Raw genomic sequence first — 24,391 nt, 5'->3', positions numbered from 1 at the left:
AATGTAGGTGATTAAATGGCACAAGATATTATTGATGGAATTAATCCAACTCGTATGGAATTATTATCCCTTAAAAACAGGACCAAACTGGCTGTTAAAGGACACGGTTTGCTCAAGGAAAAAAGGGATGCTTTAATCAAAGAGTTTTTTGATATCTTGGATCGTGTCAAAGGTATTCGTGAAAATGCAGAATTAAGTCTAAAAGAAGCAAATGAAGCTTTAGTTGAAGCTCAAATTGCTATGGGTGATTTAGCTGTTAGAAAAGCAGCTTTATCAGTTAAAGAATCCATTGATGTTGAAATCACATCAAGGAGCGTTATGGGTGTAGCAGTACCTGTTACCAATGTTAAAATGGAAGAAAGATCCATTATTGACAGGGGTTACGGTTTTGCAGACACTACCATACAATTAGACGAAGCTGCAAAGAAATTCGAGGAATCTCTCAAGTATTTAATCGAACTTGGTGAAGTGGAAAAAACAATTTTCTTGCTTGCTGAGGAGATTGAATCAACTAAACGTAGAGTAAACGCTTTAGAGCACATTATGATTCCAAGATTCCAAAATACTGAAAAGTATATTGATATGAGACTCCAAGAAATGGAAAGAGAAAACTTTGTAAGATTGAAAATGATTAGGTCAACAATGGAGAAAAATGAAAAAGCTGCTGCAGCGGCCGAAGCTGCTAAAAATGCAGAAGCTTAAATTTTTCCTAAACTTCTCATTTTCTTTTATTTTTTATTATTTTTTTATTTGAAGTTAAATTAAGAGTTTATTTTTAAAAAGAGTTTTTATAAGGAAGTTACTGTAAAAAAATTTTTTTCTAGAAATGGTGTAAAAAATGAAAAGAAATCCAATTGACCAATTTATGAAGGACCCGGATAACAAGGCTAAAGTATTTATCTGGATGACCCGTGGAATGATTATTACTACTTTTATGATAACAATTGGAGTATTATTCTTTATTATGCATCTAGTCGGTTTATTCTAGCTGCCCTATCGACGATTTGGCTAGCAGATTCTACTTTTTCATATAATTTTTCGAAATCACTTGACTTGTCAATGATTGTAAGCAAAGGCTCATCCTTTTCCGTTATGGAACCGGTGTGCGGAAGGTCATAGATGTTGTCTAAATCTATTTGCGAGTATTTCATCCTTGTCGGTGAGTAGACTATTTTTTTGTAGGCATAATATTTCGGATTGCCGATTTCGATAATTTCTCCATGGCATGCCTTGATGTGGGCCTCAAGCATGTTTATACCATATGCCTTTTCCACGCATTCGAATGTTCCCTGAATCCTTGGGTTTACTTCAATTACATGGAGTCCCTTCTCATTGAGTATGTAGTCCACACCGTTTGATCCCATCAGGTTGAATTTTTCCGCCAGGCTTTCGCTTGTGTCTTTCATGTTGGCTATTAGCTCATCCATTTTTTCGACCTTGCCCATGATTGACTTTTCAGTCAGTGGGAGAATGTTTCCGACATATATGAAACTGTCATTTCCGAAGTCGTTCATGGTCAGCAACCTTGAGTGGGTTATTGCCTTTGCCTCACTTTTGCTTGCAAGTACTGATGAACTTAGGTTTATTCCACTTACATATTCCTGCAAAATAAATTCCTTACCATTAAATTCAAAATCATAATCATTATCCAATAGGTTCACATCATAACCTCCACTTCCTTGAAGCGGTTTTAAAATAAATTGAATGTCAGGATAAGAATTGTTTATTTCAATGGCCTCACCTATATCACTCACACTAAAAGTCGCAGGTGTGAGGAATTCATCCTTGATTTTTTTGTAGAATCTGTACTTGTCCTCAATGTCTGCAACATCCACACTTCCCAGAATCTTCTTCCTGTCATTTTTTGAAAAGTCACTTGGTGAAATTCCTGAAATTGGAATGATGTAATCGACCTCGTCAATGTAGTCTCGGGATATATCCAAAATCTCTTTGGCATCGAATTGATTTTCAAACTCTCCGCAACTTTCACCATCGCTTTCCTTTAGTATGATCTTTTGGTTTTTGATGATGGGAGTGTCTGAAGTTGAAAAATAGCTTGTAGAATAGACTTCATAATCTAATTTCAATGCGCTGTTAAGCATACTTCTTGTATCAATTCCAATAAGTAATAGCTTTTCCATAAAAATATCCATAAAAAAAGTTTTTAGTAGTCCCGAGCGGAGTCGAACCGCCGTCTCCGGGTCCAAAGCCTAGAAGGATTACCACTACCCTACGGGACTATTACAATTGTACTGTGTACAACATTTAATATATATTTATTATGTAGTATTTAAATCTATCGGTTATTTAACAAATTTTGATAAAATAAGCATTCCTCATGCCATAAACAATTAAAACAGATTTCAGAAACGCTTTCTTCAGTAGTGAAAATTTCATCGATTTTTTCAAAGAGTTCTATGGAATCATAGTCCCTTGACGGATCAAGGTTTTTCAGCACTTCCTCATCCATACGGATTATCCGTTCGTTTTGGGTTTCATCTTCACAAATGCCGTCCTTCAGGTTTGGACAGGCACAACAGATGTCATCTGGCGATGCAACAAGTGAGACCGTGACATTTTCCCGCTTTCTTTTAATATTGACTTCGGTCATGTTCCTTGTGAAGTTTTCGTCATAGCCGTATCCCTGAAAACCCTTAAGGCATAACAAATGATGGCCGCGTAAAACAAGTTTCATTTAAATCAAAAAATAATAAAAAAAGAAAAAAAGTTTAGAAAACTTTTTTTTAGTCTTTTGGTAAAAATACTTTAGACACTGATGCTGCAGCTAATATTTTTACGATGTCTCCTGCAATGAACGGAATGAGACCCATCATCAAGAGGTCAATGATTCCAACGCTGGTTCCTTGGAAACCGAGGAACAATGCAAGACCTGCTAAACCTGGAATGTAGATTAATGCAAAGTTTGCAATCCCGATGACAAGAGCCATTTTAGTAAAGCTACGTGCATGAGCATACTTTTCAGTAATTAATCCAATGAAGTAAGATGCAATGATGAATCCGATAAGGAATCCTCCGGTTGAACCTAAAAATACTTCAAGTCCTCCAGTCATTCCACCGAACCATGGGATGAACGCAATACCTAAGACCACGTACAAGATTTGGCTTAAACATCCGTATTTTTTACCTAAGAATAATCCAGAACATAACACTGCAAAGGTTTGAGCGGTTATTGGAACTGGAGTCCATGGGAGAGGGATAATGATTTGAGCCATTATACCTGTAAAACATGCCATCAATAATGACATAAGTAACTTGGTGGCGGTACTAGCATCTTGTATTCTTTCAAAAACATTTTTCCTAGTACTATAATAATTTTCCATATTTATATTCATTTATTTGTCCTCCAATTTTTAATCCCATTATTATATAATGAACAATTAATATTTACTGTTTTGTTTAGTTTAATATCTATTGAATAGTTATTAACTTAACGTTTTGAGGTTTTTTAACTATATTCATGGATTTGAATGCAACCAGTTTGTTGATTCCTTTTTCGGATGCAACATCCACAAGTCTTTGTGAGATAACGCCATCGAATATTACGGTGTCGGCGGTTCCTTCAATATTCTTGATTTCCTCATAGATATTTTCAACCTCTACCTCTTTGGTCATATTCAATGCTTCATCCAAGATAGCTCCGCAACCTGATCCTTCAAACTCTTTTAGCATGTCTTTCATTAGGCTAACTTCGTCATCTTCTATTTCAGGTTCTTTAACAGCTTGCTGTTGTTGGTGTCTGTTGTTGCGGTTGTATTTTTGGTTTTTCCTATTGTTGTGGTTTCTGTTGTTTTCTTTTCTTTTATTGGAATCGTTCAATAGGTTGGTTGATGCTAAAAACTGTGCGGTTGGGACCTTGTCTCTTAAAGCCACGAGGACTTCGTCTTTTTCCAGGTCTTCAACTTCTTTTCCTTTAGGTGCACGGGTAATATAGTCAACATCACCGATTTGCAATAATTCTTTTAAGATTAATTCTCCGCCTCTGTCACCATCTACAAATGCGGTTGTGGTTCTTTTCTTACTTAATTCTCCAATGGATTTAGGAACGCTCACTCCTTCGACTGCAACGGTGTTTTTGATACCGTATTTAAGTAGGTTTAAAACATCGCTACGGCCTTCAACCACGATAATTGCATCGGATGTGTGTATGCTTGGACCAGCTGGGAGGCGGTCTTCACCGTATTCAGAGATTTCATGAACTCTCATTGCTTCCCTTACTTCCTCAATCATTCTCATGCTGGTAGGACCAACGCTTTCAACCATGTTTTTGTAAATCTCTTTAGCACGGTTAACAACTTGTTCCCTTTTGACTGCCCTTACATCCTCAACTTTTGAAGTTCTGATTTCTGCTTCACAAGGACCTACTCTGTTGATGGTTTCGAGTGATGCAGCGAGTATGGCGGTCTCAACCCTGTCTAAACTGGAAGGAATTACAATTTCACCTTTTGCTCTTCCACTGTTTGAGTGGATGTTAACTTGGATCCTGCCTATTCTTCCAGTTCTTTGGAGTTCTCTTAAATCTAAATCGTTACTAAGTAAACCTTCAGTTTGCCCAAATACAGCACCAACAACATCTGGTTTTTCAACAATACCGTTAGCGGTGATTTGAGCATGAATTAAATATTTTGTTGTTGTTAATTCTTCACCTTTTCCCATATTTAAGCCTCCTAAGCTTAATTAAATCGGGATAATTTATGTAATATCTAAAAATATAAATTATTTTTAGGCAAGTAACTTGCATAAATTATACGATAAATTTGGCCTTTTTGACCTTATATACACTAAAAAGAGTTAATACATTTGGAGTGTGTTACTATTAAGGAGTTATCATTTTTTCATATTGTGGTCTATGTAATCTTGATTCTTAACTTGAATTTTGCCTTAATAATAAATTTTCTCCTGTCTTTTGATTAATTAATAATAATAATTTAATAATTGAATAAATGTAAATAAACTCTATGAGCATATAATAATTTTCATAAGTATTTTTTTCAATACTCCAAATAATATTTTAGATTAAACTAATATATAAAATATGTGAAATCTATTTTAACATGGTAACATATATTATTAAATTGAAGTGATGAATTATGGCAATAAGTCCAAGTGATGTTTTGAATAAAAATAAAAATTTGAAAAAACGTGTAGATATTGATAAAATTAACTTAGATGATGTTACTATTGACGATTTGAAGTTCAATGGCAAGAATTACGATAATCACATTAATTTAATGTCCCTGCTTGACAATGTTTCCGCCTGTCAGGTTTCAGATGCATATAACGGAATCTCCAGAAGGTCAGGTTCAATACAGTCAATCAAGCCGATTAACAACCAGAAGGTATGGGGGTCAATCTTCACAGTCGAAACCGAAAGCGATGACTGGGGCACCTCCGCATTGGCAATCGATGAGGCCGCAGAAGGGGACATCCTGTTTTTTAAGGTCAGCGATGATGACAAAGCGATTTGGGGCGAGCTTGCATCCACCTGCGCCCGTGACAACGGCATCAAGGCGACCGTCATCTATGGGTCTGCACGTGACTTGGATGCGTTACTGCATATGGATTTCCCGGTCTTTGCAAGCAACTTCTGTCCGAATGCCGGTTCAGCATTAGGTTTGGGAACCTTGAACGAGCCAATTGTTGTTGAGGATGTCAAGATCAATCCCGGCGACTTTTTCATAGGTGATGAAAGCGGCATCGTTGTGATTCCGAGGGAGCTGTTCAATCAGACCATGGTGGCAACACTCGGCGTCAAGATTAAGGAATCAAAAATTATTGATGACATTGCCGACGGCAAAACCCTTGCTCAAATCACCGGATTGAAATAGAAAAACATTTAAATAGAAACCAATATTTATATATAAATATATCGGTAACTATATATACTACCTATTTCTAATTATATAAATGATACAGATTTGATTTTAAGTTTGATTTTATGAAATTTTTAGGTAACAGTTTGCATGTGGCAAACTCAGGAAAACTGATAGCAAGATCTACCAAGACACCCGCACCAGGGGGAATTGTTTTTGACAGTAAGAAGAACAAGATAGGTAAGGTCAGCTATGTTTTCGGACCTACAAAAAAACCATACATCTCAATCCGCCTGTTCAGGTCAGCGGATAGGGATGAACTTCAGAAAAATAGTGGTGAAAAACTATTTGTATCAAGACCAAAATCTAAAAAACAGAAGAAAAGGAGGATGAAACCACGCCACAGAAAGTAAATGAAACTCCTAAAAGAGGACGCAAATCAGAAATCGAAAATAGAAGATCAAGTGATGTTTACGATGATTCAAAACAAACAGTATGTCCAGAATGTGGTTCAGAAGAATTGATAGGTGACTATGAAAGAGCGGAAGTTGTATGCGCTCGTTGCGGATTAGTCATTGATGAGAACCTAGTAGATATGGGTCCTGAATGGAGAGCATTCGACCATGAGCAAAGAGACAAACGTACCAGGGTTGGTGCTCCAATCACATACACAATTCACGATAAAGGTCTAAGTACCATGATCGACTGGAGAAACAAGGATATCTACGGTCGTGACATACCTGCAAGAAACAGGGCTCAATGGTACAGATTAAGAAAATGGCAAAGGAAAATCAGGATTTCCGGAGCTACCGAAAGAAACCTTGCGTTCGCATTGAGTGAACTGGACCGTGACTCCTCAAGGTTAGGTCTTCCTAGAAGCGTAAGGGAAGCTGCAAGTGTGGTCTACAGAAGTGCAGTGGACAACAAGCTTATTCGTGGAAGAAGTATTGAAGGGGTTGTAGCGGCATCATTATATGCGGCATGCAGACGTTGTAACGTACCTCGTACCCTCGATGAGATTGCTGAAGTCTCTCGTGTAACCAAAAAAGAGGTTGGAAGAACATACAGGTTCCTTACCCGTGAACTAAACATTAAATTGCCTCCAACTTCCCCAGTGGATTATGTTCCTAGATTCGCAAGTGAATTAGGTTTGTCCGGTGAAGCACAATCCAAAGCTATTGAAATCATTGAAAAGGCAATGGAAAAAGGATTGACTTCCGGAAGAGGACCTACCGGTGTGGCAGCAGCCGCATTATACATAGCATCCGTTTTACTCGGTGAGAGAAAAACACAAAGGGATGTTGCGGACATCGCTGGTGTTACAGAAGTTACAATACGTAACAGGTACAAAGAATTAACAGAACAATTAGAAATGGGTGTTACTTTATAAACACTCGTTTTAACTTATTTTTTTTAATCTTCATCATCAAACTCAATGACAGTTACTCCATCGGAGTAGTGTGTTTTGCTTTTATCCTTTTTATGAAGGGGCTCCTCGAATTTGGCTCCACAGATATTGCAGAAATTATCGGTTATCATAAGCGTATTGCCGCATTTGGGGCATTCGAATTTATCATCCTCAATATACTGAAGCAAGTGGTCCCTGTTTCTCTTGTAGGATCCCTTGCACTCATCGTCATCCCTGACATGTTCGACCGCCTTTTTATATGCATTGAATGCATTGAGAGTCTCGCCCATTTCCTCCAAAATAAGTCCTTTAAGGTTATAGGCTTCACTTTCACATGTCTTGTATGAGATGTTTTGAAAAATGTCTATTGATTCGTTGATTTTCTCTAGGGCCTTTTCGTATTCTCTCTTATCTTTCAAGGAATATGCCCATTCGATTAGAACTTCGGCCTTGTTGTTCTTGTAGATTTCACTATCCTCAAGTTCAATCGCTATGTTATAGTTTTCAATAGCCTCTTCAAACCGGTTCAATCCATCAAGTATTGCTCCTTTCCTGTTCCACGTATTGGATTCTTCACCATCATATTCCAAAGCCCTATTAATAAAAATCAGTGCCTCCCCATATCTGTGTTCCAGATATAGTTTCCAGGCATCATCGGATATCTTTTTCGAAGTGTATCTCCTATCCCGCTCTTCACGCTCTTTTTTAAGCTCCTCTTCATCGACTTCATCTTCCCTTTTTCGAGGACCATAACTCATATATGGCACTTCAGGAGCACCTATATCATTTCCAAATCCTATCGGATCGCCGGGATGCCATTCTCCATAACCCATGAAAATCACTTAGAGTATTTTTCGATTCTGTAAATCAGTTCCTTTATGATTCCATCATTATTGTACTTTTTAACCTGGGATAATTTTTCCTGATACTTTGGAAGTTTTTTCAGGAATTTTGCAAGCCTGTTTACACTCATCACCTCATGGTATTCCCCATATCCCAGTCTTTGGACATAGTATCCGTTAAGCACCTGTTCAAAGTTTCCTTTGGCAGGAACTGAGTAGATCGGCTTTTTAAGTGTAATCGCTTCTGAGATGAATGTGAATCCCCCATTGCAGACAACGGCCTTTGCGCTGGCCAAATCATCATAGAACACGTCCTCATTGAATAGCTTGTATGTCAGGTTGCCGTCAACTTCCTCCTTATTGAAACCGTAAACAATGAATTTCTCGTCTTTCAGCGCTTTCAGGCGTTTTACAAGCTTGACACTTTCCTTGCTTGTTTGGTATACGATAATGTGGTCTTCTTCGGTCGGTTCCAATTTCAGAATGTCTTCACGAATGATTGGAGGATAGATTACCGCATGATGGTTTCCCCTGACCTTCGGATAGAAGAAGCTTGTGATGATGTGAATCTTTGGCTTGACAACATATGTCTTTATAACGGCCTTTGCCTTAAGCATCTCAAGCCTCTGGTTTTGAGGATATGAAATGTCTGCCTGTGTGATGATATGCATGTTGTCAAGGCTAATAAGGGGGATATTTAACAATTTGGATACGTATGTTGAGTATATTTCAAAATCAGTAACGATGACGTCTGGGGATAATTCCTTCGCTTTCTTGTAGAGCTCATCATAACTTGATCTCATGTTCTGAGGATTTCTTTTTAAAGCGCTGACAAGTGTTTTGACATTATCCACCTTGTTGTTAATGTAGACCGTATTGAATCCACCGATCTTAAAGACATTGTCGAATTTTGAACTCAGATAGTTATAGGCGTTTCCATGAGTGAAAATGTAGATGTCATATTTCTCCTTAAGCCTGTCCACAATCACTCCTGTACGTATGGAGTGACCCATTCCCTCACCGCAAACGCAGTAGAAAACAACTTTCCTGTCACGATTGTGTGACTTTTTAAGGTTGTCCTGTGCGGTTTTCACTATATCAACCGACTTGTCATAGTTCTTTTTCACCTGATTTAGTTGCTCAGTTCTTTTTGCAATGCCTTCCATTCTTTCGGTTGTCAATTTTTCATGGCCGTGGCCGAAATTATAGTTAAGGTCTGCGGCATCTGTTCTTTTTCCTAAAAAATCATTAACGGTACTTTTACCGTATTGCCTTATCAGGGTTACAATGCCCTCCTCTTCAAGTCTTCTGGTTGAAACTCCAATTCTTGCATTTCTCAAAACCCTAAAGCGTTCCTTTTCAGCCAGTCTTTCAATATAGTCTGTATCCTCACCGAATGTTAATGACTCGTCGAATCCTCCGCATTCGTCATGCAGGGATTTTTTGGTTATGATGCCGTAGCATCCCGCTCCGTGAGGTTTGATTTTTTCAACGCCTATCATGAAATAGTTGGCGAAATCGTGGAATATCTTGTCTTCGATTTTATCGGACATAGGTTTCATTTTGGTGATTGCAATTCCCAGATGCTCCATCCTGAATTCATAAAGCACATTTCTCAAATAGTCGTCTGTCAACTCCAAATCGGAATCCAAAAACAGCAGATATTCCCCTTTTGCAACACGGGCACCATTATTCCTACCCACTGCCGGAAGACCTCCATCAACCACAATGCAGCCATATGATTCAGCAATTTCCCGGGTTCTGTCGGTTGAATTTGCATCGGCCACAATTACTTCATATCCATCAAAGTTTTGTCTTTTTATACTATCCAACAGGTTTGGAAGGTAATCCTCCTCATTATAGGTAGGTATGATAATGCTTATAATCATAGTTAAAAATTTATTTTTTGTATAAATAAGTTTTTGTAAAATCGTCCGTTTTTTTGATTTTGGATAGATTTCATTTATTTTCTTGAAAAAAATTCCCTTCCAAGATAACTTGAAATTTACCTTTAAATCGAGTTTTTTGAAAATTCCCATTTTTCTGAGATTTGATGTATTGTATTTTTAATGAAGGGAATGTTGCATTTTAAAATGGAATTTTCAATTTTCATGGGCGGATGGTGAGCTATTGTTGATTTGGGCAAAGCGTTCTCATTTACTGTATGAAAAATGTTTCCGAGTAAGTCAATATTTTTTACACATTTTTAATCTATCATGATTTTAAATAATGCTTTCATGTTTTACGGAGTATAATTCTTCAATTGAAAGAAATAGTCTAAATAATGCTTATTTTACAATTCGGGGAATTTACAGTTGAAATACACCTCTCACCTCATGCAGGATTTTCATCACTGCCAACCCTTGAGAGTATTGTCATTGCGCCGACTGTCAAGAGGAATCCGCAAAACATCAGCAATGATGGGATTTCAGAGTATATGAGAAGTCCGAAAATCAATGCTGCAAAAGGTTCAGCACCGGATAGGAAAATGGATGATGTTCCGGAGTCCATGTACTTAAGACTCACTGTTGAGAAGATATACGGCAGTGCGAATGAAAATGTGGAGTGTATGATTAGAAAGATTACTGCAGGCAGAGGATCTATGCCTACAAAATTGCCGATTTGATTGAAGTCGGTAAATGGTATTAGGGCAAGTGAAAGGAATACTGTGCAGTAGATGAGTATCGTATAGGTGTGGTTCCCGTCTTCGATTGACTTTTTGGAGGCCATAAGATAGATTGCCCAAAAGAGCCCCGCTCCAATGCCTGACAAAATTCCGAATAATGGTATGCTGCTCAAGTCGCTTTCCAGAACTCCTGTCATCAGTACACATCCCAAAATTGCCAGGACCATGCAAATCACCTTTTTGGATGTGATTTTTTCTCTGAAGAGCACATATGCAAAAATCAAGACATAAATCGGAGCTATTGACAGCAACACGGCCGCCAGTGAAAGTGGAACGGTATTCATTGACTCATTGTAGCACAGATTGAGCCCTACCATGCATATTGCACAAACCAAAAAAAGTGGAATGTCCTTCAGCTCCGCTTTAAAGAGCTTTCTGTCGGTTAGGATAATGGCTATGGCTATTGGGATTATTGCCAGGGAAAACCTTAGGAAAAGTAGTGTTGTCTGGTATATTCCGTTCTGGGTTAATGTGCGCACAAATATTCCGCTTGACCCGAACATCAATCCTGCCAGAATAGGTAATATCAAGTAGAGTTTTTTCATGGTATCATTCTAAATAAGAGTAAATGTTCCAGGACACTGTATAATATTCACACGAATTGTCCAGAGGAGCCCTCAGGTCGTTAATTAGTTTCATCTCGTTGTATTGCGGGTCAATGTGGTAGGTGGTCTTGTTTGTTTTGTTGTCATATTCATTATCAATCACTTCAACGCTGATGTTTCCAAGATCAATGTCTTCACTTGGATTTACAATGTCCACCGTATAATAGTCAGGTTCTGCGCCTGCAAATGCAACTGTAAATCTTAGGAGTATCACCAGTATTACAAAGAAGTAAATTCCAAAACGGTTAAATATGAATCTTTTTTGTGAAAATCCACGATTTCTGTAAACGGGTTGGTTTAGTTCGTTCTCTTCAAGCAGACTGTCGTCCTTCAGAACTTTTCCGACAATATAATTCATGTAGTAGCCATTTCTGTAAACGAGGTAAAGTCCCAATATTCCGACATATGACGGGGTTGCAAACATTCCTCCGTCAACAATTCCGATAATCAGGCAGCTTGAAAAGAATGCCAGTAGGAAGTTTGTAAACCATGGGCGTTTCTGTGAGGCAAGGACTATTGCCACAAATAGTATTGGGATAAGCAAAATCACAAGAAATGCAAAACTTGGAACGTAAGCATATAGGCCAACGCCTGTGTTGATGCCACTTTGGATAAACGGTCCCATTATCTGAGTCAGCACTGCTCCCAAAATGGACTTTATCAGGTGAGTATGCAAGATGCTTGTGGAACTCATGCCGTTAGTCATAGAGCAGAATACTGTGTTGAGCTTAATGCCCATCTGCATTCTGAATAAAACCTCTAAAAATATGCCTAAAATTAATAAAACCCCTCCGGTTATCATTGAAACCTTCAAATACTTGGTTGTGTCGATTTTCTTTTTAATCACTTGAGATAATATTATGAATAAGCCCAAAAGGCCAAAGAAAATGATGTCTTTTCCTTTTGATGATCCCATCAAAAACAAGTATGTGACAGGTCGGATAATCGGATTCAAAAAATCAGTTAGAAAGATTATTCCCGCAAGTAGAATAAATGCCGCTCCAACTAATATAGTTTTATTAACTTTCATAAACAATAATTTAATTGTTAATACTTATAAAAGTGATGTCATGTTTCCAATAGAATATTTCATCGGACTAATGCTGATAGGTATCTGCGCAGGATTCGCATCAGGCCTTTTGGGCATAGGTGGCGGATTTTTAATTGTGCCCTTGCAGTATTTTTTACTGAAATACATAGGTGTCGAACCTGATTTGGCGATATTAATCTCATTTGGAACCAGTCTGGCCATTATCATCCCGACATCCTTGAGCGGAGCATATAGGCACACCCGGACAATGGACAATATCATAAAGCCAGGAATCCGATTGGGGATTTTCGGAATAATCGGAGGAGCCATAGGAGGATTTGCAGCTTCCATGATGCCGTCAAGGGCTCTGGAAATAATCTTCGGATGCTTGTTGCTGTTCATTACTGTGAACAATATCATCAGCATAAACAAGGAAAGGGAAGAGGCAAGGATACCATTCAATCTAGTCACAACTGGAGTAATCGGTGTTTTGGTCGGATTCTCATCAGGTCTTTTAGGTGTTGGTGGGGGAATATTTCTAATAGCCATCCTAACTGCGCTTCTTGGATTTTCAATGATTGAAGCCATTGGGACATCCTCTATCTTTATTTGCCTAACTGCAATTGGAGGATTCTTATCATATGTGGTTTCAGGATGGGGTGTAAGCACATTTCCATACTCAATAGGTTATGTGAGCCTAATCAATTTTGCATTGATTGCTTGTTTTTCAGTGCCTTTTGCCTCTTTAGGTGCCAAATTCGCACATAGGATACCTCAAAAGAAGTTGAAGATAGTGTTTTCCCTATTGGTATTGTACATGGCATTGAAAATGTTGGGAATTCTACCTTAAGGTGATATAATGAGCGAAGAGAGAAAAGTCGGTAAAAACTTCGATGCTGATGAAGCGGACAGCATCTTTGATAAGCTGAAGAATGTTGAGGGAAAAATCAAGCCAAAAAGGGAAGGTAAGTTCGATAGCATCACCCATCTGATGCAGGAAGCTCAACTTCTTGAAAAGGGCAATAAATATGATGAGGCAATTAAACTATATAAGGAAGTCATTTTCCAGTTGCCGGATTCAACAAAAGCCTATGAGGCGCTAATTAATATCTATGAAAAGCAGGGTGATGTCGAAGCCGAGAAAGACATCTTAAAAAAGGCAATCAGCAACTGCGGTAAAAATGAGGATTTTAAAAAGAGATTGGAAAAAATTGAATAGTGCTCTAGCATAAGTTAGAGCATGATTTTAACTATTTTCCTGTTTTTATAAACTCATTTGAGTTTATTACCTTTGGGCTTAAATACATTCCCATTCCAAATGCGCTAACCTGATAGCTGTCACCGCCAATTCCGATTAGGCTGTATTGTATGTCAAGGTCAATAATGCCGTTTCCTCCTGCTCCCTTGACTTTATTTGCAATCTTAACAAGGCATTCGTCCTTTCCCATTTTCAAATTGTATAATGTTTCATCCTCAAATTCCTTAGGTCTTGGTGGGGTTCTTATTGTGGCCTTTTCGACGATTACTGTGGCATGGAATTGTCCCAGATTGACTATTCTTTTTTTCACTGGGTCGGTGCTGGTCAGGAAGTAAAAGTCAAGACTGTTAATCAGTTCATTGCTTTTGACCTCATCAAAGTGATAATCCTTTTCAACCTCCTCTGTGATGGTAGGTTCTTTATGGAAGTATTTGCATCGGAATTTCTTGATTTGGCCAGATACAAAGCCATTAATTTTTTTACAGATTCCTAAAAAGTAAAGGACAACTCCCGCTCCAACAGTAAAGATGAGGTAATTGATTAACGTTGGAAATGCCGCCTGTAAAATCACGGCTATTGATCCGATTGTAATGAGGTTGAATCCCAATGTAGGATTCTTTAAGATAAAGCTGTAAAAAGTGGTGTATGCAAAGAGGATAAATGCACTTATCGCACCTATGTCTTCGCCGATTAGCTTGTTTGCAATGTATGTTTCAACATATCCTGCAGTCAATGGGGCAAAAATCAATCCCAAATTCCAACCGAAAATGGCTATATTAAAGTATAAAAACGCTTGATAGACAACAAGTCCAGTGAGGGTTGCCAATGAAATGCAGAAAATTACTTCTTGAATGTATTTTCGCTTTTCATGCTTTGTTTCTAGTTTCATTCTATTCACATTTAACTGCAGTGCCATAGACTGTTACGAGGATTGTGTTACCCATTGTTCCGCCTAGATTGTCATAGGAAAGCTTAAGGCCTACAATGGCATTGGCACCTAAGCTTTCTGCTTTCTTTTCCATGCTTTCCAAAGCGATGTTTCTTGCCTTTTGGAGTTCTTCCTCATATTGGGTGGTTCTTCCAACCACGACATCACGAACTCCGGAAAACAGGTCTTTATAGATATTCGCACCGATTAGGGATTCTCCAGTAACCAGTCCTTTATATTCTATAATTTCTTTACTCTCTAGGGTGTTTGAGGAGGTTAAAATCATTTTATCACTATTTCATGAATGTCATTATTGCCCAGATTATTAAAAAGATTGCAATAACTACGTATAAGATTATTTGTGATCTTTTTCTTTGGTTTAATCTAGCGTCCCAGACTTTTTGGCAATCCGGGGAGCATACAAGTTCATTCAATGGAATTGGGGTTCCACAAATTGGGCAATGTTTATGAGGGTCTACTGCCATTCTATCATCTCCTTATATTTTGAAAAATTCTTTAGTATTTTTGGTAACTTGAGTTGCGAGTTCTTCTGCGTCGATTCCCATGCATAATGCAATTGTCTCGAGGATGTGAGGTAAATATTTTGGTTCGTTTCTGTTCTTTTTGGGTTTCTTGTCAAAGTTCTTGGGTATAAGAAACGGAGCATCCGTTTCAATCATTAGTTTTTCAGGAGGAATTGCACTCACAGCTTCCTGCAAGTCTCTACCTCTTTTCATGTCACAGATCCAGCCTGTAACACCTATATAACAACCTAAATCAGCATAATTTTGTGCTTCCTGCTTGTTCCCGGTAAAACAGTGAACAACTGATCTTTCTATGACGCTGTCATGTCTTTTCAGGATTTCGCACAGGTCCTTATGGGCCTCCCTTTCATGCAGAAACAGGGGCATGTCTGTACGTTCAGCAACCTCTATCTGCGCTTCAAACCATTTTCTTTGCAGGTCTTGAGGCGAAAAGTTTCTGTTGTAGTCAAGACCGCATTCTCCAATGGCCACGACACTTTCGTTTCTGGCTATCTTTTCAAGTTCGAACATTGTGTGACCGTTACAGGTTTTGGCGTCATGAGGATGAACTCCTGATGTTGAAAACAGGGTTCCAGGATATTTTGATGCGTATTCTGCAGCCAATTGACTTGAGTTCACGTTGGTTCCAGTAATGATAAACTGGTTAACGCCAACCTTCTTGGCTTCCTCAATTATTTCAACCCTATCCTTTCTGAAGGATTTGTGCATCAGATTCAAGCCGATATCTATTAGGTTATCCACTTTTCCACCTTATTCATTGATAATTTTGGTACCGATATTTTCCCCGTTCACCGCCTTGATTAGGTTTTCAGGTTCAAATCCGTTGGTAATAACGGTCTCGAGGTCGGACCTCTTAATCATCTGTACTGCAGTGGTGTCGAAAAATTCATAGGTTCCTGCCTTAACGTCCTTGCCGCTTAGGAATTCAAGAAGGTCTGTTGCGGTAATTTCAGGGACGAGTTCGGCATCATCAAACTTATTTGGATCTTTTGTATACATTCCATCAACAGAAGTCAAGTTAATGAGCTTGTCTGCCTGGACATATTCGGCCAATATGGCTGATACCGCATCGGTACTGTGTGCAGGTTCGGTTCCGCCCATGACTATGATTTTTCCTGTTGCTGAGAATTCCAGTGCTTCCTGGAAATTATGTGGCACCCTTTGGTATGCGGCATCGCCGAGTGCGGACAACATTAATTTGGCATTGATTCTTGTAACTTCAATTCCAATGTCATCGCATTGCGCTTCACCGGCACCCAAATCACGAACTACGCTGATGTATTCTCTTGCAGGCTTACCGCCGCCAACAACAACAAACAGTTCATGTTCGGTTGCCAAATCCTTTAAGATAGCACTGTATTCCTGGAATTTCTTACAGTCATATTCTTTTAGTAAAATTGATCCTCCAATTGCAACAACAATTTTCATATATTCACCTTATTAATAATGTATCTTTTAGATATTATTTAAATTTTAATAGGAATGAATTAAATAAATAATCTCATATGAATTTAAAGGAACAGATTTTTGTCAGAATGTCCTGCAGGGATTATTCGGATGATGAGATTGACATGGATTTGATTCACGATTTCATGTCTGGTGTCAGGGCATTGGATGACTCCCTGAGATATGATTATGAAATTTTAAATGCAAGTGAGGTCAATATACGCACCCGCTGGTCGGCACCATATTATCTGGCCATCAACTGCGAGAAAGGTGAACTTTACCTTGAAAATGCGGGTTTTGTCTTCCAGCAGTTGTCATTATACCTTCAGGGATTGGGAATCGGCAGCTGTTGGGTCGGAATGGCATCTCCCAAGAAAAAATCTGAGGGTTTCGTAATTGCCATGGCATTCGGCAAGTCAGAGAATATGACAAGGGATTTGAGCGGATTTAAAAGGAAGTCACTTCTTGAGATATCCGACAGGGAGGATGAAAGGCTGATTCCTGCCCAACTTGCTCCGTCAGCCATCAACTCACAGCCATGGTATTTCAGGCATACTGATGACGGCTTTGACGTCTATCAGAAAAAGCAGAACATAATCAAACGTCAGGTCCTTAAGAAATGGAACCCGATTGACATTGGAATTGCATTGGCGCATATGTATGTGTCCAATGAGGAAAGTTTTGAATTCCATAAAAAAGCTAGTTTTGAAGAGATTAAGGGCTTCACATATACTGGAAGCATTAAGATTTAAAAAAAAGAAAAGGTTAGAGGATTTATGCATCCTCTGATGTTAAACCTTTGAATAAAACTCCTGCAATGATCGCTCCAACGACAGGTGCCAGGATGAACACCCAAACCTGTTCGAGAGCTTGTCCGCCAAGGAACAATGCAGGTGCTAAACTACGTGCCGGGTTTACTGATGTACCGGTTAACGGAATACCTAAGATATGAACAAAAGCAAGGGTTAAACCGATTACAATGCCCGCTACAGCAGCGTTTTCCGCTTTTTTAGTAACTCCAAGCACGGTGAATACAAATACAAAGGTTAGGATAATTTCGACAAGTATGGCTCCCACTACGTCAAGTCCAACACTTGAAGCTGAACCGAATCCGTTTTGACCTAATCCTGTTGCGGCATATCCTCCAAGGCTTGGAGCGGAATTGATAATCATTACCAGGAGTGCAATACCTATTATCGCACCGATGAGCTGGAATACAATATACACTAAGAGATCTTTTGTTTCCAGTCTTCCATCAATCCACATACCGATGGACACTGCAGGATTGACGTGACATCCTGAGATGTCTCCAATCACATAAGCCATCGCCACGATGGATAAACCGAATGCCATTGCGATTCCGAAAGTGCCTAAGACGGAACCTGCTATGGCTGCACTTCCACAACCGAACAGGACAAGAACCATTGTCCCTATTAATTCTGATATATATCTTTTCATATTTTACCTCATGTATTATTAATTTATTATACTCTTAAAACCTTCTTATCCTTTTGAAGAAGCGATATGCTATTAATAAAACGAATAATATTACTACGAATGGGAATATATGTAATAATATTGAATCGTTTACTTTATCGAAGTGATATTCACTTTCAAAGCCCATATGTTCTGCATCAGTATGATTTTGTGTTATCTTTGCAAAATTATATAATAAGTCGTAATAACTGATATGTGCTCCATTATATTCTATTGAGTCTGGAGCCTTACCGTTCTGGTCCATGTATTCCCTGACAATTCCTGCCATATTGAAATAATCATAAACTGAGTATGTGTCCTTTGTAAAGAATGAAATTCCAAGAGGATCGCTTGGAGGGTCATATGATTTAGGAACGTCCAATCCATTTCCGTTCAGGTAGGAACTGGTCTGATATAATAATTGTGCGGCAGTATAGTTGCCGTAGGTTCCTTGCATTTCCTTATCTCCACTTTCAACCAATGCATTGCTTGCCTGTGCCATCACTGCAGGTTTCACTATGTTGTGTGTAACCAGGGAATCGCTTAAGACTTTAGAATCTCCTCCATGAGCGTTAACAATGTCCACAATCTCTTGTGCGATTTGCCTGTTCATGCCTTCATCATACCTGTCCATAATTCCATCATCAGTATTTTGAGGGAATTCCTTGGTTGGCTGGATGTAATATACTCCTGCGTTTTTCAGAAATGTTCCAGGGTCATGCATTCCTGCCAGGCTTTCGTTTGAATAGTTGTCGTCCCATGCCCTTCTAAGGAAGTTTGTATGGTTGTCCAGATCATAGTCCCCGATATTGACAAATATGTATTGTTTATCGGAATTTGCTGAAGCAGTACCAAGCTGCAAGTAGTTTCCGGCATCTGATGCTGCCAGACATATGCTCACATCACTTGTCACTTCTATTGCTCTCCATCCTTCTCCTGCGGCAGGAGCTTCATTATCAACGATTACCTGAAGTTCCCCTCCGCTGATTTCTTCTATATAACTTTTAATTGAATTTAATACTCGTAAATCAGTATCATGGTCTACAATATTATCTGATGTAATGAAAACGGTTTTTGCCGCACTCACATCATGAATAGCGGGAGCGATAATAAGTAGTGCCATTATAAGTATTGCAATCTGTTTTTTCATATCTCTAACCTTACTTTTGTTATAGTTCTATTTTTCGTTCTTATCAATAAAATATTTTTTCAAAGCGATTACAATATTTATTCAAAAATGAATTATTATGTTTTATTTTTAATTTTGATAGATTTAAGTACATAATTTTAAATATAAACTTATTTAATAATCATTTTGAGGATTTAGAAAGATTATCTTTTATTTTGAGTTGAATTTTGCTTTGAAAAATTCCAATCTAATTATTAAGTTAGGGTAATCTGAAAATTTGGTCAGTTTATTTAATTAAAAATATTCTGTGATAGGCAATTAGTCAATAATCTGCCTAAGAATTCAAGGGTTGTCCTTTAAATTTATTAAGTTTGAGGGCATTTTCAAATTGAAAACTGAAAATAAAAAGATCAATTGCTAGTTAATAGCTTTTTGTTAATTAATAGTGTCAAATCGTCCTCAAAAGGTGATTTAATGTTAAAGAACAACTTAAAGATAAATATTAGCAAAAACTTCCTGTTTTGCATATGTCTTGTCTGTTTGATTTTCACCTCTTTCGGAATGGTAATTGAGGATTCCGTAGCTGTGGAATTGAATGAAAGCGTAAGCGAGATGGGAAGCGACATTGATATTCAACTAGAAAATTCTCAAGCAAAAGACATACTGGAGGTGGATAATCAGGATTCTGATGTCCTAGCAGCTCAAATTACAGTAAATGGAAACAGGTACAGTGACATAAAAACTGCGGTGAATAAAGCAAATCCACAAGATACGATTAAATTGAGCGGAACTTATTATGCCAGTGACAATGAGTCATACATTACCGTTAACAAGCCTTTGCATTTTGTAGGTTCAGGCTCAGCGGTACTGGATGGTAAAAACCTATCCCATGCATTTCATGTATTGGAGGGGGCCAAAGGAACAACATTTAAAGATATAAAGTTCATCAATGGTTACGCATTTACCGGTTCGGCCATTCATATCGGTGCAAAAAATGTTGTTGTAGAAAATTGCGTTTTCGAAAAGAATAAATGCAATCGGTCAGGTGCTATCTACACGGCATATGATTTGGAGACAGCCGAGAACCTGCTGGTCAAGAACTGCAGATTTGTAGAAAATAGCGGATATCGTGACCAGGATAAAGAATGTTCCGGTGCGGCCCTTTCCGTATATAGTAAAAATTCGGTAGTGACTGACTGCATATTCGAGTCAAATTATGTTAGAAGCGATGTTGCCTGCTATGGAGGAGCGATTCAGGTGGGTCTTGATAAGATTGGATCAAATGCGCTTGTATCTAATTGCATTTTCAAAAACAATCGCGCAATCAGTTCAACCGACTGTTCCCATGGGGGTGCAGGATGTGTTCGTAACGGAACCGAATATAAAAACTGCACTTTCATAAACAATAGTGCCAGCGAAGGGGGAGCACTGACATTCCATGCTTCAGGCTTAATTTCCAACTGCACTTTCATCAACAATTCCGCTAGCCAGTTTGGAGGGGCTCTTTCAACCGGTTACCAATACGACACAATGGATTTGAAAGTGGAAAACTGCAACTTTGAAGGCAATAGGGCTCCAGATGGTGGGGCCGTTCAGGCAAGAGGTTTAAATATTCAAGTAGTGGATTCCAATTTCACAAAAAACCATGCAACCAATTGTGGTGGGGCCATAAATATCATAGCTGAAAATGTCAATGTGGAAAACGATGATTTCAAAAACAACACTGCGGACGTTGATGGTGGAGCAATTTTTATCAATGGTGAAAATACCATAATCAGGAAGTCTTTGTTCACTTCAAATCATGCAATCCCAGACTATGACAAAACCGATGACGGTTTGGGTGGAGCCATTTACGTAAAAAGTGTATTGACAAACATAATATCGAATGATTTTGAATATAATACGGCAAGAAACGGAAGTGCGATTTATTATGACTCCATTGGTGAGAATCTCATATTGATGGGCAATACTCTCTTTGAAAACCAGGCTTGGGTTTACCGGTTGCCGATATCCTGTGAGGACATTTACTATGGAGACAGTGAAAAGATCAATGTAACCCTCTACGGAGGTAACAATATTGCTAAATTCAATAACCTGGCCGTTTCAAACGCCATTTATAATGGAGCGGGTTTCGAATGTCTTGACATAGACGGTGAAGTCCCTGTCAGCGGCGCCACTGATGACGGCAGACTCTATCAGGACAGTCGTGAATACAACATGCAGATACTCCTGACAGTAACCCATGAGGATGGAACCATGGTCTATAACAAATCATCCAACTCAAGCTATCTGGGTGAGATAAGCGTCAATCTGAACAATTTGAAGCCTGGAAAATATTTCGTGTCTGCAAAACACTTCGAAGACACCTATTATAAGGGAATAACAAATGTTTCATCATTCAATGTGATTCCTAAGGTCGACAACAAGATAACGGTCTCCACAAACGCATCATCATTTGATTTTGAGGATGTCGTAATCTGGACAGTCAACATCACAAACCTCGGTCCGAACAATTCAACTGGAGTCATTGCATACAACGTCATTCCTGAAGGGTTGATTTTGCTGAATCACACTTTTGGAGATAGGTATGATCCAAAAACCGGTGCATTGAACATCAGCGAATTGGATGTGGGTGAAATATTGACTTACACTGTCATTACTGTGGTGAATAAAACCGGAGAAATCACCAATGAGGTGAACATCACAGCAAATGAATTAGATGTAAATATGGACAACAATTTCGATGAGGCAGTAATCAATGTCAATCCCGCCAGTGATATAGCGGTTGATAAGGTCTCTTCAAACAGGAATCCAAATTACATGGAATATTTCAACTGGACAATAACAGTGACCAACAACGGTCCGGACACCGCTCATAACGTCAGTGTAAGTGACATCCTGCCGGACTCACTTATTTTCATCAGCTGCGATGGGGATTGGGATGAGAACACCGGAATCTGGAACGTTGGAACATTGGAAAACGGACAATCAGCCAGATTGACAATCCAATGTCAAGTCAACAGAACAGGACTGGCACAGAATAACGTCACAGCAACTGCATCCGAGTTTGACTATGACCTGTCCAACAATCACGACGAGGAAATAATCTACACAAATCCCTCCAGTGACCTGGCCATCAAAAAGGAGGTTAACGCAAGTTCCGCCAATTATCTGGACATTGTAAAATGGACATTGACAATCTCAAACAACGGTCCCGACAACGCCACAGACGTCATTGTTAGGGATGTGCTGCCTGAAGGCTTCATTTACATCAGCTCGACACACGATTATGCGAACGGTGGCTTTGTGATTGAACAGGTGAATGTCGGTGAGATAATCGTCATTGAAATAGTTTCAAGGGCGAATGCGACCGGAAATTTTGTAAATGTTGCAAATGTCACCAGCGACAACTATGATTATGACCTGACAAACAACGAGGATGATGAGAACATTACCGTCAATCCCGCAAGCGATTTGATTGTCTCCAAAAGCGTTGACGAGTCCAATCCGAAGTATCATGACACTGTCATATGGACAATTGAGGTTAGAAACAACGGTCCTGACACCGCACACAATATCACTATCAAGGACCTGCTTCCAGGTTCATTGGTATGGTTGGGCGATGACAGCTCAGGAAAATACAATCCTCTCACAGGAAAACTGGCTATTGAATCCCTGGAAGTCGGTGAAGAGTTAACATTAAACATCGAGTGCATGGTTAATGCAACCGGCCCGATTCAAAACAACGTTAGTGTAAACTGCAGTGAATACGACTACAATTTAACAAACAACAAGGATAATGAAACAATAGATGTTGAAAAAACAGTAGACATTTCCGTTGTCAAGCTGGTAAACAACACCTCACCAAACTACAGGGAACTGGTCACATGGACATTGATCATTTCAAATGACGGTCCGGATAAGGCAACCGACGTGTATGTTGAGGATGCATTGCCTGAAGGCTTAATATTGGTCAGCTACACCGCTACAAAAGGCATCTATGACAATGGCTTATGGGCCATGTGCTGTCTGGAAAAGGGCGAGGAGCAAAGACTCGAGATAATAACCAGGGTCAATAAGACCGGCAAAATAACAAATATTGCCGTGATTCATGCTGACGAGTATGATTCAAACTTGACCAACAATCAGGACAACGAATCTGTTGACGTTCCGCTATCAGCCGATGTGGAAGTTAAAATTCGCGTAAACAACACTGAGCCATTGTTCGGTGAAGCGGTAAAGTGGACAGTTATCGTTAGGAACAACGGCCCTGATGATGCCACCAATGTTGTTTTAAACGAGATTCTGCCTGATGAATTGGTATTTGTTGACTGCAATCCGACTAAGGGGACATATTCCGATGGCCAATGGAACATAGGTTCTCTGAAGGTCGGGGAGGAGCAATGCATGGATTTGACCACAATCTCAAATTCCGTTGGAAGGATGGAAAACAATGTTGATGTTGATTGTGATGAATATGACTGGAACATGTCCAACAATCGTGACAATGCCGCAGTTAATGTCAAACCGGTGGCTGACCTGTCAGTTACAAAAATCGCATCAAAATACAGGTATTCCGTAGGCGACATGATTGAGTATGAAATAGAGGTTGTCAACAACGGACCCAACACCGCTCGCAACATTAAGGTAAGCGAACTTATGGACGATTCCTTGGAATTAAAGTCATTCAAGGTCACTATGGGAAGATTTGACAAGAAATCATTGACCTGGACCATTGATGGCCTTAATTATGGTGAATCAGCAAGGCTCATCATCAGGGCAATTGCAATAAGTTCCGGAATTCTCAATAACAGTGTTGTCGTGACCAGCGATACCTTCGATCCGGATTTGGATAACAACAATGATTTTGCAGTTGTAAACGTCACTGACATTCCATCAGATGAGGTGCCAAAGAATTTGAAAACATCTAAAAATGTGATAACCAATAATCCATCCAATGTTTTGGAAAAGCACGTCACTGCAAATCCATTTTGGAGTTTAATAGGCGCTTTGGTCTTTTCATTGATATTTTTGGATTCAAGAATTTTAAAGAGAAGGTAATTTATAGTAGCAGTAATGCTACTATTTTTAATTTTTTTCAAACGGTTTTTCAAAATTTTTCAAGTATACGAATTCTTAATTTCACGATTGATTATTTTATATTTTGTCATAAAAAATGGCCGAATACTGCTTCGTTTTTGCAAAAT

The 24,391-nt window shown here is 38.9% G+C and carries 23 protein-coding genes and 1 tRNA gene; 8 read left to right on the top strand and 16 right to left on the bottom strand.

Annotated features, from left to right (window positions below; translation table 11 throughout):
- Positions 1–15: 15 nt before the first annotated feature.
- Positions 16–702, top strand: coding sequence for a V-type ATP synthase subunit D (locus MBBTH_RS04885; RefSeq protein WP_116591936.1), 687 nt, complete (start codon positions 16–18; stop codon positions 700–702).
- 260 nt (positions 703–962) lie between these two features.
- On the opposite strand, the gene MBBTH_RS04880 is transcribed toward MBBTH_RS04885, so the two are convergent.
- The 5 genes from MBBTH_RS04880 to dnaG form a co-directional block, all read right to left on the bottom strand.
- Positions 963–2,141 (bottom strand): ATP-grasp domain-containing protein, encoded by a 1,179-nt coding sequence (locus tag MBBTH_RS04880; protein ID WP_116591935.1) that lies wholly within the window; start codon positions 2,139–2,141, stop codon positions 963–965.
- Between the two features lie 27 nt (positions 2,142–2,168).
- A tRNA-Gln gene (locus MBBTH_RS04875) sits at positions 2,169–2,240 on the bottom strand.
- 56 nt (positions 2,241–2,296) lie between these two features.
- Entirely contained in the window at positions 2,297–2,695 is a 399-nt protein-coding gene (locus MBBTH_RS04870) for a DUF1284 domain-containing protein (protein ID WP_116591934.1), read from the bottom strand.
- A gap of 49 nt (positions 2,696–2,744) precedes the next feature.
- Complete coding sequence (locus MBBTH_RS04865; protein WP_116592037.1) at positions 2,745–3,347, bottom strand: biotin transporter BioY; 603 nt, start codon at positions 3,345–3,347, stop codon at positions 2,745–2,747.
- 82 nt (positions 3,348–3,429) lie between these two features.
- Entirely contained in the window at positions 3,430–4,674 is a 1,245-nt protein-coding gene (gene dnaG / locus MBBTH_RS04860) for a DNA primase DnaG (protein WP_116591933.1), read from the bottom strand.
- 434 nt (positions 4,675–5,108) lie between these two features.
- On the opposite strand from dnaG, the gene MBBTH_RS04855 reads away from it, so the two are divergent.
- From MBBTH_RS04855 to MBBTH_RS04845, 3 genes are all read left to right on the top strand, one after another.
- On the top strand, positions 5,109–5,846 hold the full coding sequence (locus MBBTH_RS04855) for an RraA family protein (protein WP_116591932.1): 738 nt from the start codon (positions 5,109–5,111) through the stop codon (positions 5,844–5,846).
- A 110-nt stretch (positions 5,847–5,956) separates the two neighbouring features.
- Positions 5,957–6,244: a Gar1/Naf1 family protein gene (locus MBBTH_RS04850; protein ID WP_116591931.1), complete on the top strand. Its 288-nt coding sequence runs from the start codon at positions 5,957–5,959 to the stop codon at positions 6,242–6,244.
- 32 nt (positions 6,245–6,276) lie between these two features.
- Complete coding sequence (locus MBBTH_RS04845; RefSeq protein ID WP_116591930.1) at positions 6,277–7,221, top strand: transcription initiation factor IIB; 945 nt, start codon at positions 6,277–6,279, stop codon at positions 7,219–7,221.
- A gap of 23 nt (positions 7,222–7,244) precedes the next feature.
- Here the strand turns inward: MBBTH_RS04845 and MBBTH_RS04840 are convergent, their stop codons facing one another.
- The 4 genes from MBBTH_RS04840 to MBBTH_RS04825 form a co-directional block, all read right to left on the bottom strand.
- On the bottom strand, positions 7,245–8,072 hold the full coding sequence (locus MBBTH_RS04840; protein WP_116591929.1) for a tetratricopeptide repeat protein: 828 nt from the start codon (positions 8,070–8,072) through the stop codon (positions 7,245–7,247).
- A gap of 5 nt (positions 8,073–8,077) precedes the next feature.
- Positions 8,078–9,970 (bottom strand): MJ1255/VC2487 family glycosyltransferase, encoded by a 1,893-nt coding sequence (locus tag MBBTH_RS04835; RefSeq protein ID WP_116592036.1) that lies wholly within the window; start codon positions 9,968–9,970, stop codon positions 8,078–8,080.
- A 445-nt stretch (positions 9,971–10,415) separates the two neighbouring features.
- Complete coding sequence (locus tag MBBTH_RS04830; RefSeq protein WP_116591928.1) at positions 10,416–11,312, bottom strand: DMT family transporter; 897 nt, start codon at positions 11,310–11,312, stop codon at positions 10,416–10,418.
- 4 nt (positions 11,313–11,316) lie between these two features.
- The gene (locus tag MBBTH_RS04825) at positions 11,317–12,402 is read right to left on the bottom strand and encodes a hypothetical protein (RefSeq protein WP_243409677.1); all 1,086 of its coding nucleotides are present in this window, start codon (positions 12,400–12,402) and stop codon (positions 11,317–11,319) included.
- A gap of 40 nt (positions 12,403–12,442) precedes the next feature.
- On the opposite strand from MBBTH_RS04825, the gene MBBTH_RS04820 reads away from it, so the two are divergent.
- The gene (locus MBBTH_RS04820) at positions 12,443–13,252 is read left to right on the top strand and encodes a sulfite exporter TauE/SafE family protein (RefSeq protein ID WP_116592035.1); all 810 of its coding nucleotides are present in this window, start codon (positions 12,443–12,445) and stop codon (positions 13,250–13,252) included.
- 9 nt (positions 13,253–13,261) lie between these two features.
- On the top strand, positions 13,262–13,621 hold the full coding sequence (locus MBBTH_RS04815) for a tetratricopeptide repeat protein (protein ID WP_116591926.1): 360 nt from the start codon (positions 13,262–13,264) through the stop codon (positions 13,619–13,621).
- A 31-nt stretch (positions 13,622–13,652) separates the two neighbouring features.
- On the opposite strand, the gene MBBTH_RS04810 is transcribed toward MBBTH_RS04815, so the two are convergent.
- Genes MBBTH_RS04810 through pyrH form a run of 5 tightly spaced genes read right to left on the bottom strand, consistent with a single transcriptional unit; the run spans position 13,653 to position 16,561 of the window.
- Entirely contained in the window at positions 13,653–14,549 is an 897-nt protein-coding gene (locus MBBTH_RS04810) for a hypothetical protein (RefSeq protein ID WP_116591925.1), read from the bottom strand.
- 1 nt (position 14,550) lies between these two features.
- Positions 14,551–14,874 (bottom strand): heavy metal-binding domain-containing protein, encoded by a 324-nt coding sequence (locus MBBTH_RS04805; protein WP_116591924.1) that lies wholly within the window; start codon positions 14,872–14,874, stop codon positions 14,551–14,553.
- A 7-nt stretch (positions 14,875–14,881) separates the two neighbouring features.
- A complete protein-coding gene (locus MBBTH_RS04800) occupies positions 14,882–15,073 on the bottom strand; it encodes a DUF2116 family Zn-ribbon domain-containing protein (RefSeq protein WP_116591923.1) in 192 nt (63 codons plus the stop codon).
- A 12-nt stretch (positions 15,074–15,085) separates the two neighbouring features.
- On the bottom strand, positions 15,086–15,874 hold the full coding sequence (locus tag MBBTH_RS04795) for a TatD family hydrolase (RefSeq protein ID WP_116591922.1): 789 nt from the start codon (positions 15,872–15,874) through the stop codon (positions 15,086–15,088).
- A gap of 9 nt (positions 15,875–15,883) precedes the next feature.
- Positions 15,884–16,561: a UMP kinase gene (pyrH, locus tag MBBTH_RS04790; RefSeq protein ID WP_116591921.1), complete on the bottom strand. Its 678-nt coding sequence runs from the start codon at positions 16,559–16,561 to the stop codon at positions 15,884–15,886.
- Between the two features lie 77 nt (positions 16,562–16,638).
- Here pyrH and MBBTH_RS04785 point away from each other — a divergent pair, with 77 nt between their 5' ends.
- Positions 16,639–17,331 carry a nitroreductase family protein gene (locus MBBTH_RS04785; protein ID WP_116591920.1) on the top strand — a complete coding sequence of 231 codons (693 nt, stop codon included), beginning with the start codon at positions 16,639–16,641 and terminating at the stop codon, positions 17,329–17,331.
- Between the two features lie 22 nt (positions 17,332–17,353).
- On the opposite strand, the gene MBBTH_RS04780 is transcribed toward MBBTH_RS04785, so the two are convergent.
- Both MBBTH_RS04780 and MBBTH_RS04775 read right to left on the bottom strand, forming a co-directional pair.
- Positions 17,354–18,037: an MIP family channel protein gene (locus MBBTH_RS04780; RefSeq protein ID WP_116591919.1), complete on the bottom strand. Its 684-nt coding sequence runs from the start codon at positions 18,035–18,037 to the stop codon at positions 17,354–17,356.
- Between the two features lie 34 nt (positions 18,038–18,071).
- Positions 18,072–19,205 (bottom strand): adhesin, encoded by a 1,134-nt coding sequence (locus MBBTH_RS04775; RefSeq protein ID WP_116591918.1) that lies wholly within the window; start codon positions 19,203–19,205, stop codon positions 18,072–18,074.
- Positions 19,206–19,658: 453 nt separating this feature from the next.
- On the opposite strand from MBBTH_RS04775, the gene MBBTH_RS04770 reads away from it, so the two are divergent.
- The gene (locus MBBTH_RS04770) at positions 19,659–24,245 is read left to right on the top strand and encodes a DUF11 domain-containing protein (protein WP_116591917.1); all 4,587 of its coding nucleotides are present in this window, start codon (positions 19,659–19,661) and stop codon (positions 24,243–24,245) included.
- The last annotated feature ends 146 nt before the right edge of the window (positions 24,246–24,391 follow it).

The organism is Methanobrevibacter thaueri (genome assembly GCF_003111625.1).
In the GTDB taxonomy this organism is placed as follows: Archaea; Methanobacteriota; Methanobacteria; order Methanobacteriales; family Methanobacteriaceae; genus Methanocatella; species Methanocatella thaueri.
The sequence above is the reverse complement of the archived record's forward strand: the minus strand, read 5'-3'. Positions and strand labels throughout refer to the sequence as shown.

Coding starts and splice junctions, on each gene's coding strand:
- MBBTH_RS04885 (WP_116591936.1), top strand. CDS start 16: ATGGCACAAGATATTATTGATGGAATTAATCCAACTCGTATGGAATTA.
- MBBTH_RS04880 (WP_116591935.1), bottom strand. CDS start 2,141: ATGGAAAAGCTATTACTTATTGGAATTGATACAAGAAGTATGCTTAAC.
- MBBTH_RS04870 (WP_116591934.1), bottom strand. CDS start 2,695: ATGAAACTTGTTTTACGCGGCCATCATTTGTTATGCCTTAAGGGTTTT.
- dnaG (WP_116591933.1), bottom strand. CDS start 4,674: ATGGGAAAAGGTGAAGAATTAACAACAACAAAATATTTAATTCATGCT.
- MBBTH_RS04855 (WP_116591932.1), top strand. CDS start 5,109: ATGGCAATAAGTCCAAGTGATGTTTTGAATAAAAATAAAAATTTGAAA.
- MBBTH_RS04850 (WP_116591931.1), top strand. CDS start 5,957: ATGAAATTTTTAGGTAACAGTTTGCATGTGGCAAACTCAGGAAAACTG.
- MBBTH_RS04840 (WP_116591929.1), bottom strand. CDS start 8,072: ATGGGTTATGGAGAATGGCATCCCGGCGATCCGATAGGATTTGGAAAT.
- MBBTH_RS04835 (WP_116592036.1), bottom strand. CDS start 9,970: ATGATTATAAGCATTATCATACCTACCTATAATGAGGAGGATTACCTT.
- MBBTH_RS04830 (WP_116591928.1), bottom strand. CDS start 11,312: ATGAAAAAACTCTACTTGATATTACCTATTCTGGCAGGATTGATGTTC.
- MBBTH_RS04825 (WP_243409677.1), bottom strand. CDS start 12,402: ATGAAAGTTAATAAAACTATATTAGTTGGAGCGGCATTTATTCTACTT.
- MBBTH_RS04820 (WP_116592035.1), top strand. CDS start 12,443: ATGTTTCCAATAGAATATTTCATCGGACTAATGCTGATAGGTATCTGC.
- MBBTH_RS04815 (WP_116591926.1), top strand. CDS start 13,262: ATGAGCGAAGAGAGAAAAGTCGGTAAAAACTTCGATGCTGATGAAGCG.
- MBBTH_RS04810 (WP_116591925.1), bottom strand. CDS start 14,549: ATGAAACTAGAAACAAAGCATGAAAAGCGAAAATACATTCAAGAAGTA.
- MBBTH_RS04805 (WP_116591924.1), bottom strand. CDS start 14,874: ATGATTTTAACCTCCTCAAACACCCTAGAGAGTAAAGAAATTATAGAA.
- MBBTH_RS04800 (WP_116591923.1), bottom strand. CDS start 15,073: ATGGCAGTAGACCCTCATAAACATTGCCCAATTTGTGGAACCCCAATT.
- pyrH (WP_116591921.1), bottom strand. CDS start 16,561: ATGAAAATTGTTGTTGCAATTGGAGGATCAATTTTACTAAAAGAATAT.
- MBBTH_RS04785 (WP_116591920.1), top strand. CDS start 16,639: ATGAATTTAAAGGAACAGATTTTTGTCAGAATGTCCTGCAGGGATTAT.
- MBBTH_RS04780 (WP_116591919.1), bottom strand. CDS start 18,037: ATGAAAAGATATATATCAGAATTAATAGGGACAATGGTTCTTGTCCTG.
- MBBTH_RS04775 (WP_116591918.1), bottom strand. CDS start 19,205: ATGAAAAAACAGATTGCAATACTTATAATGGCACTACTTATTATCGCT.
- MBBTH_RS04770 (WP_116591917.1), top strand. CDS start 19,659: ATGTTAAAGAACAACTTAAAGATAAATATTAGCAAAAACTTCCTGTTT.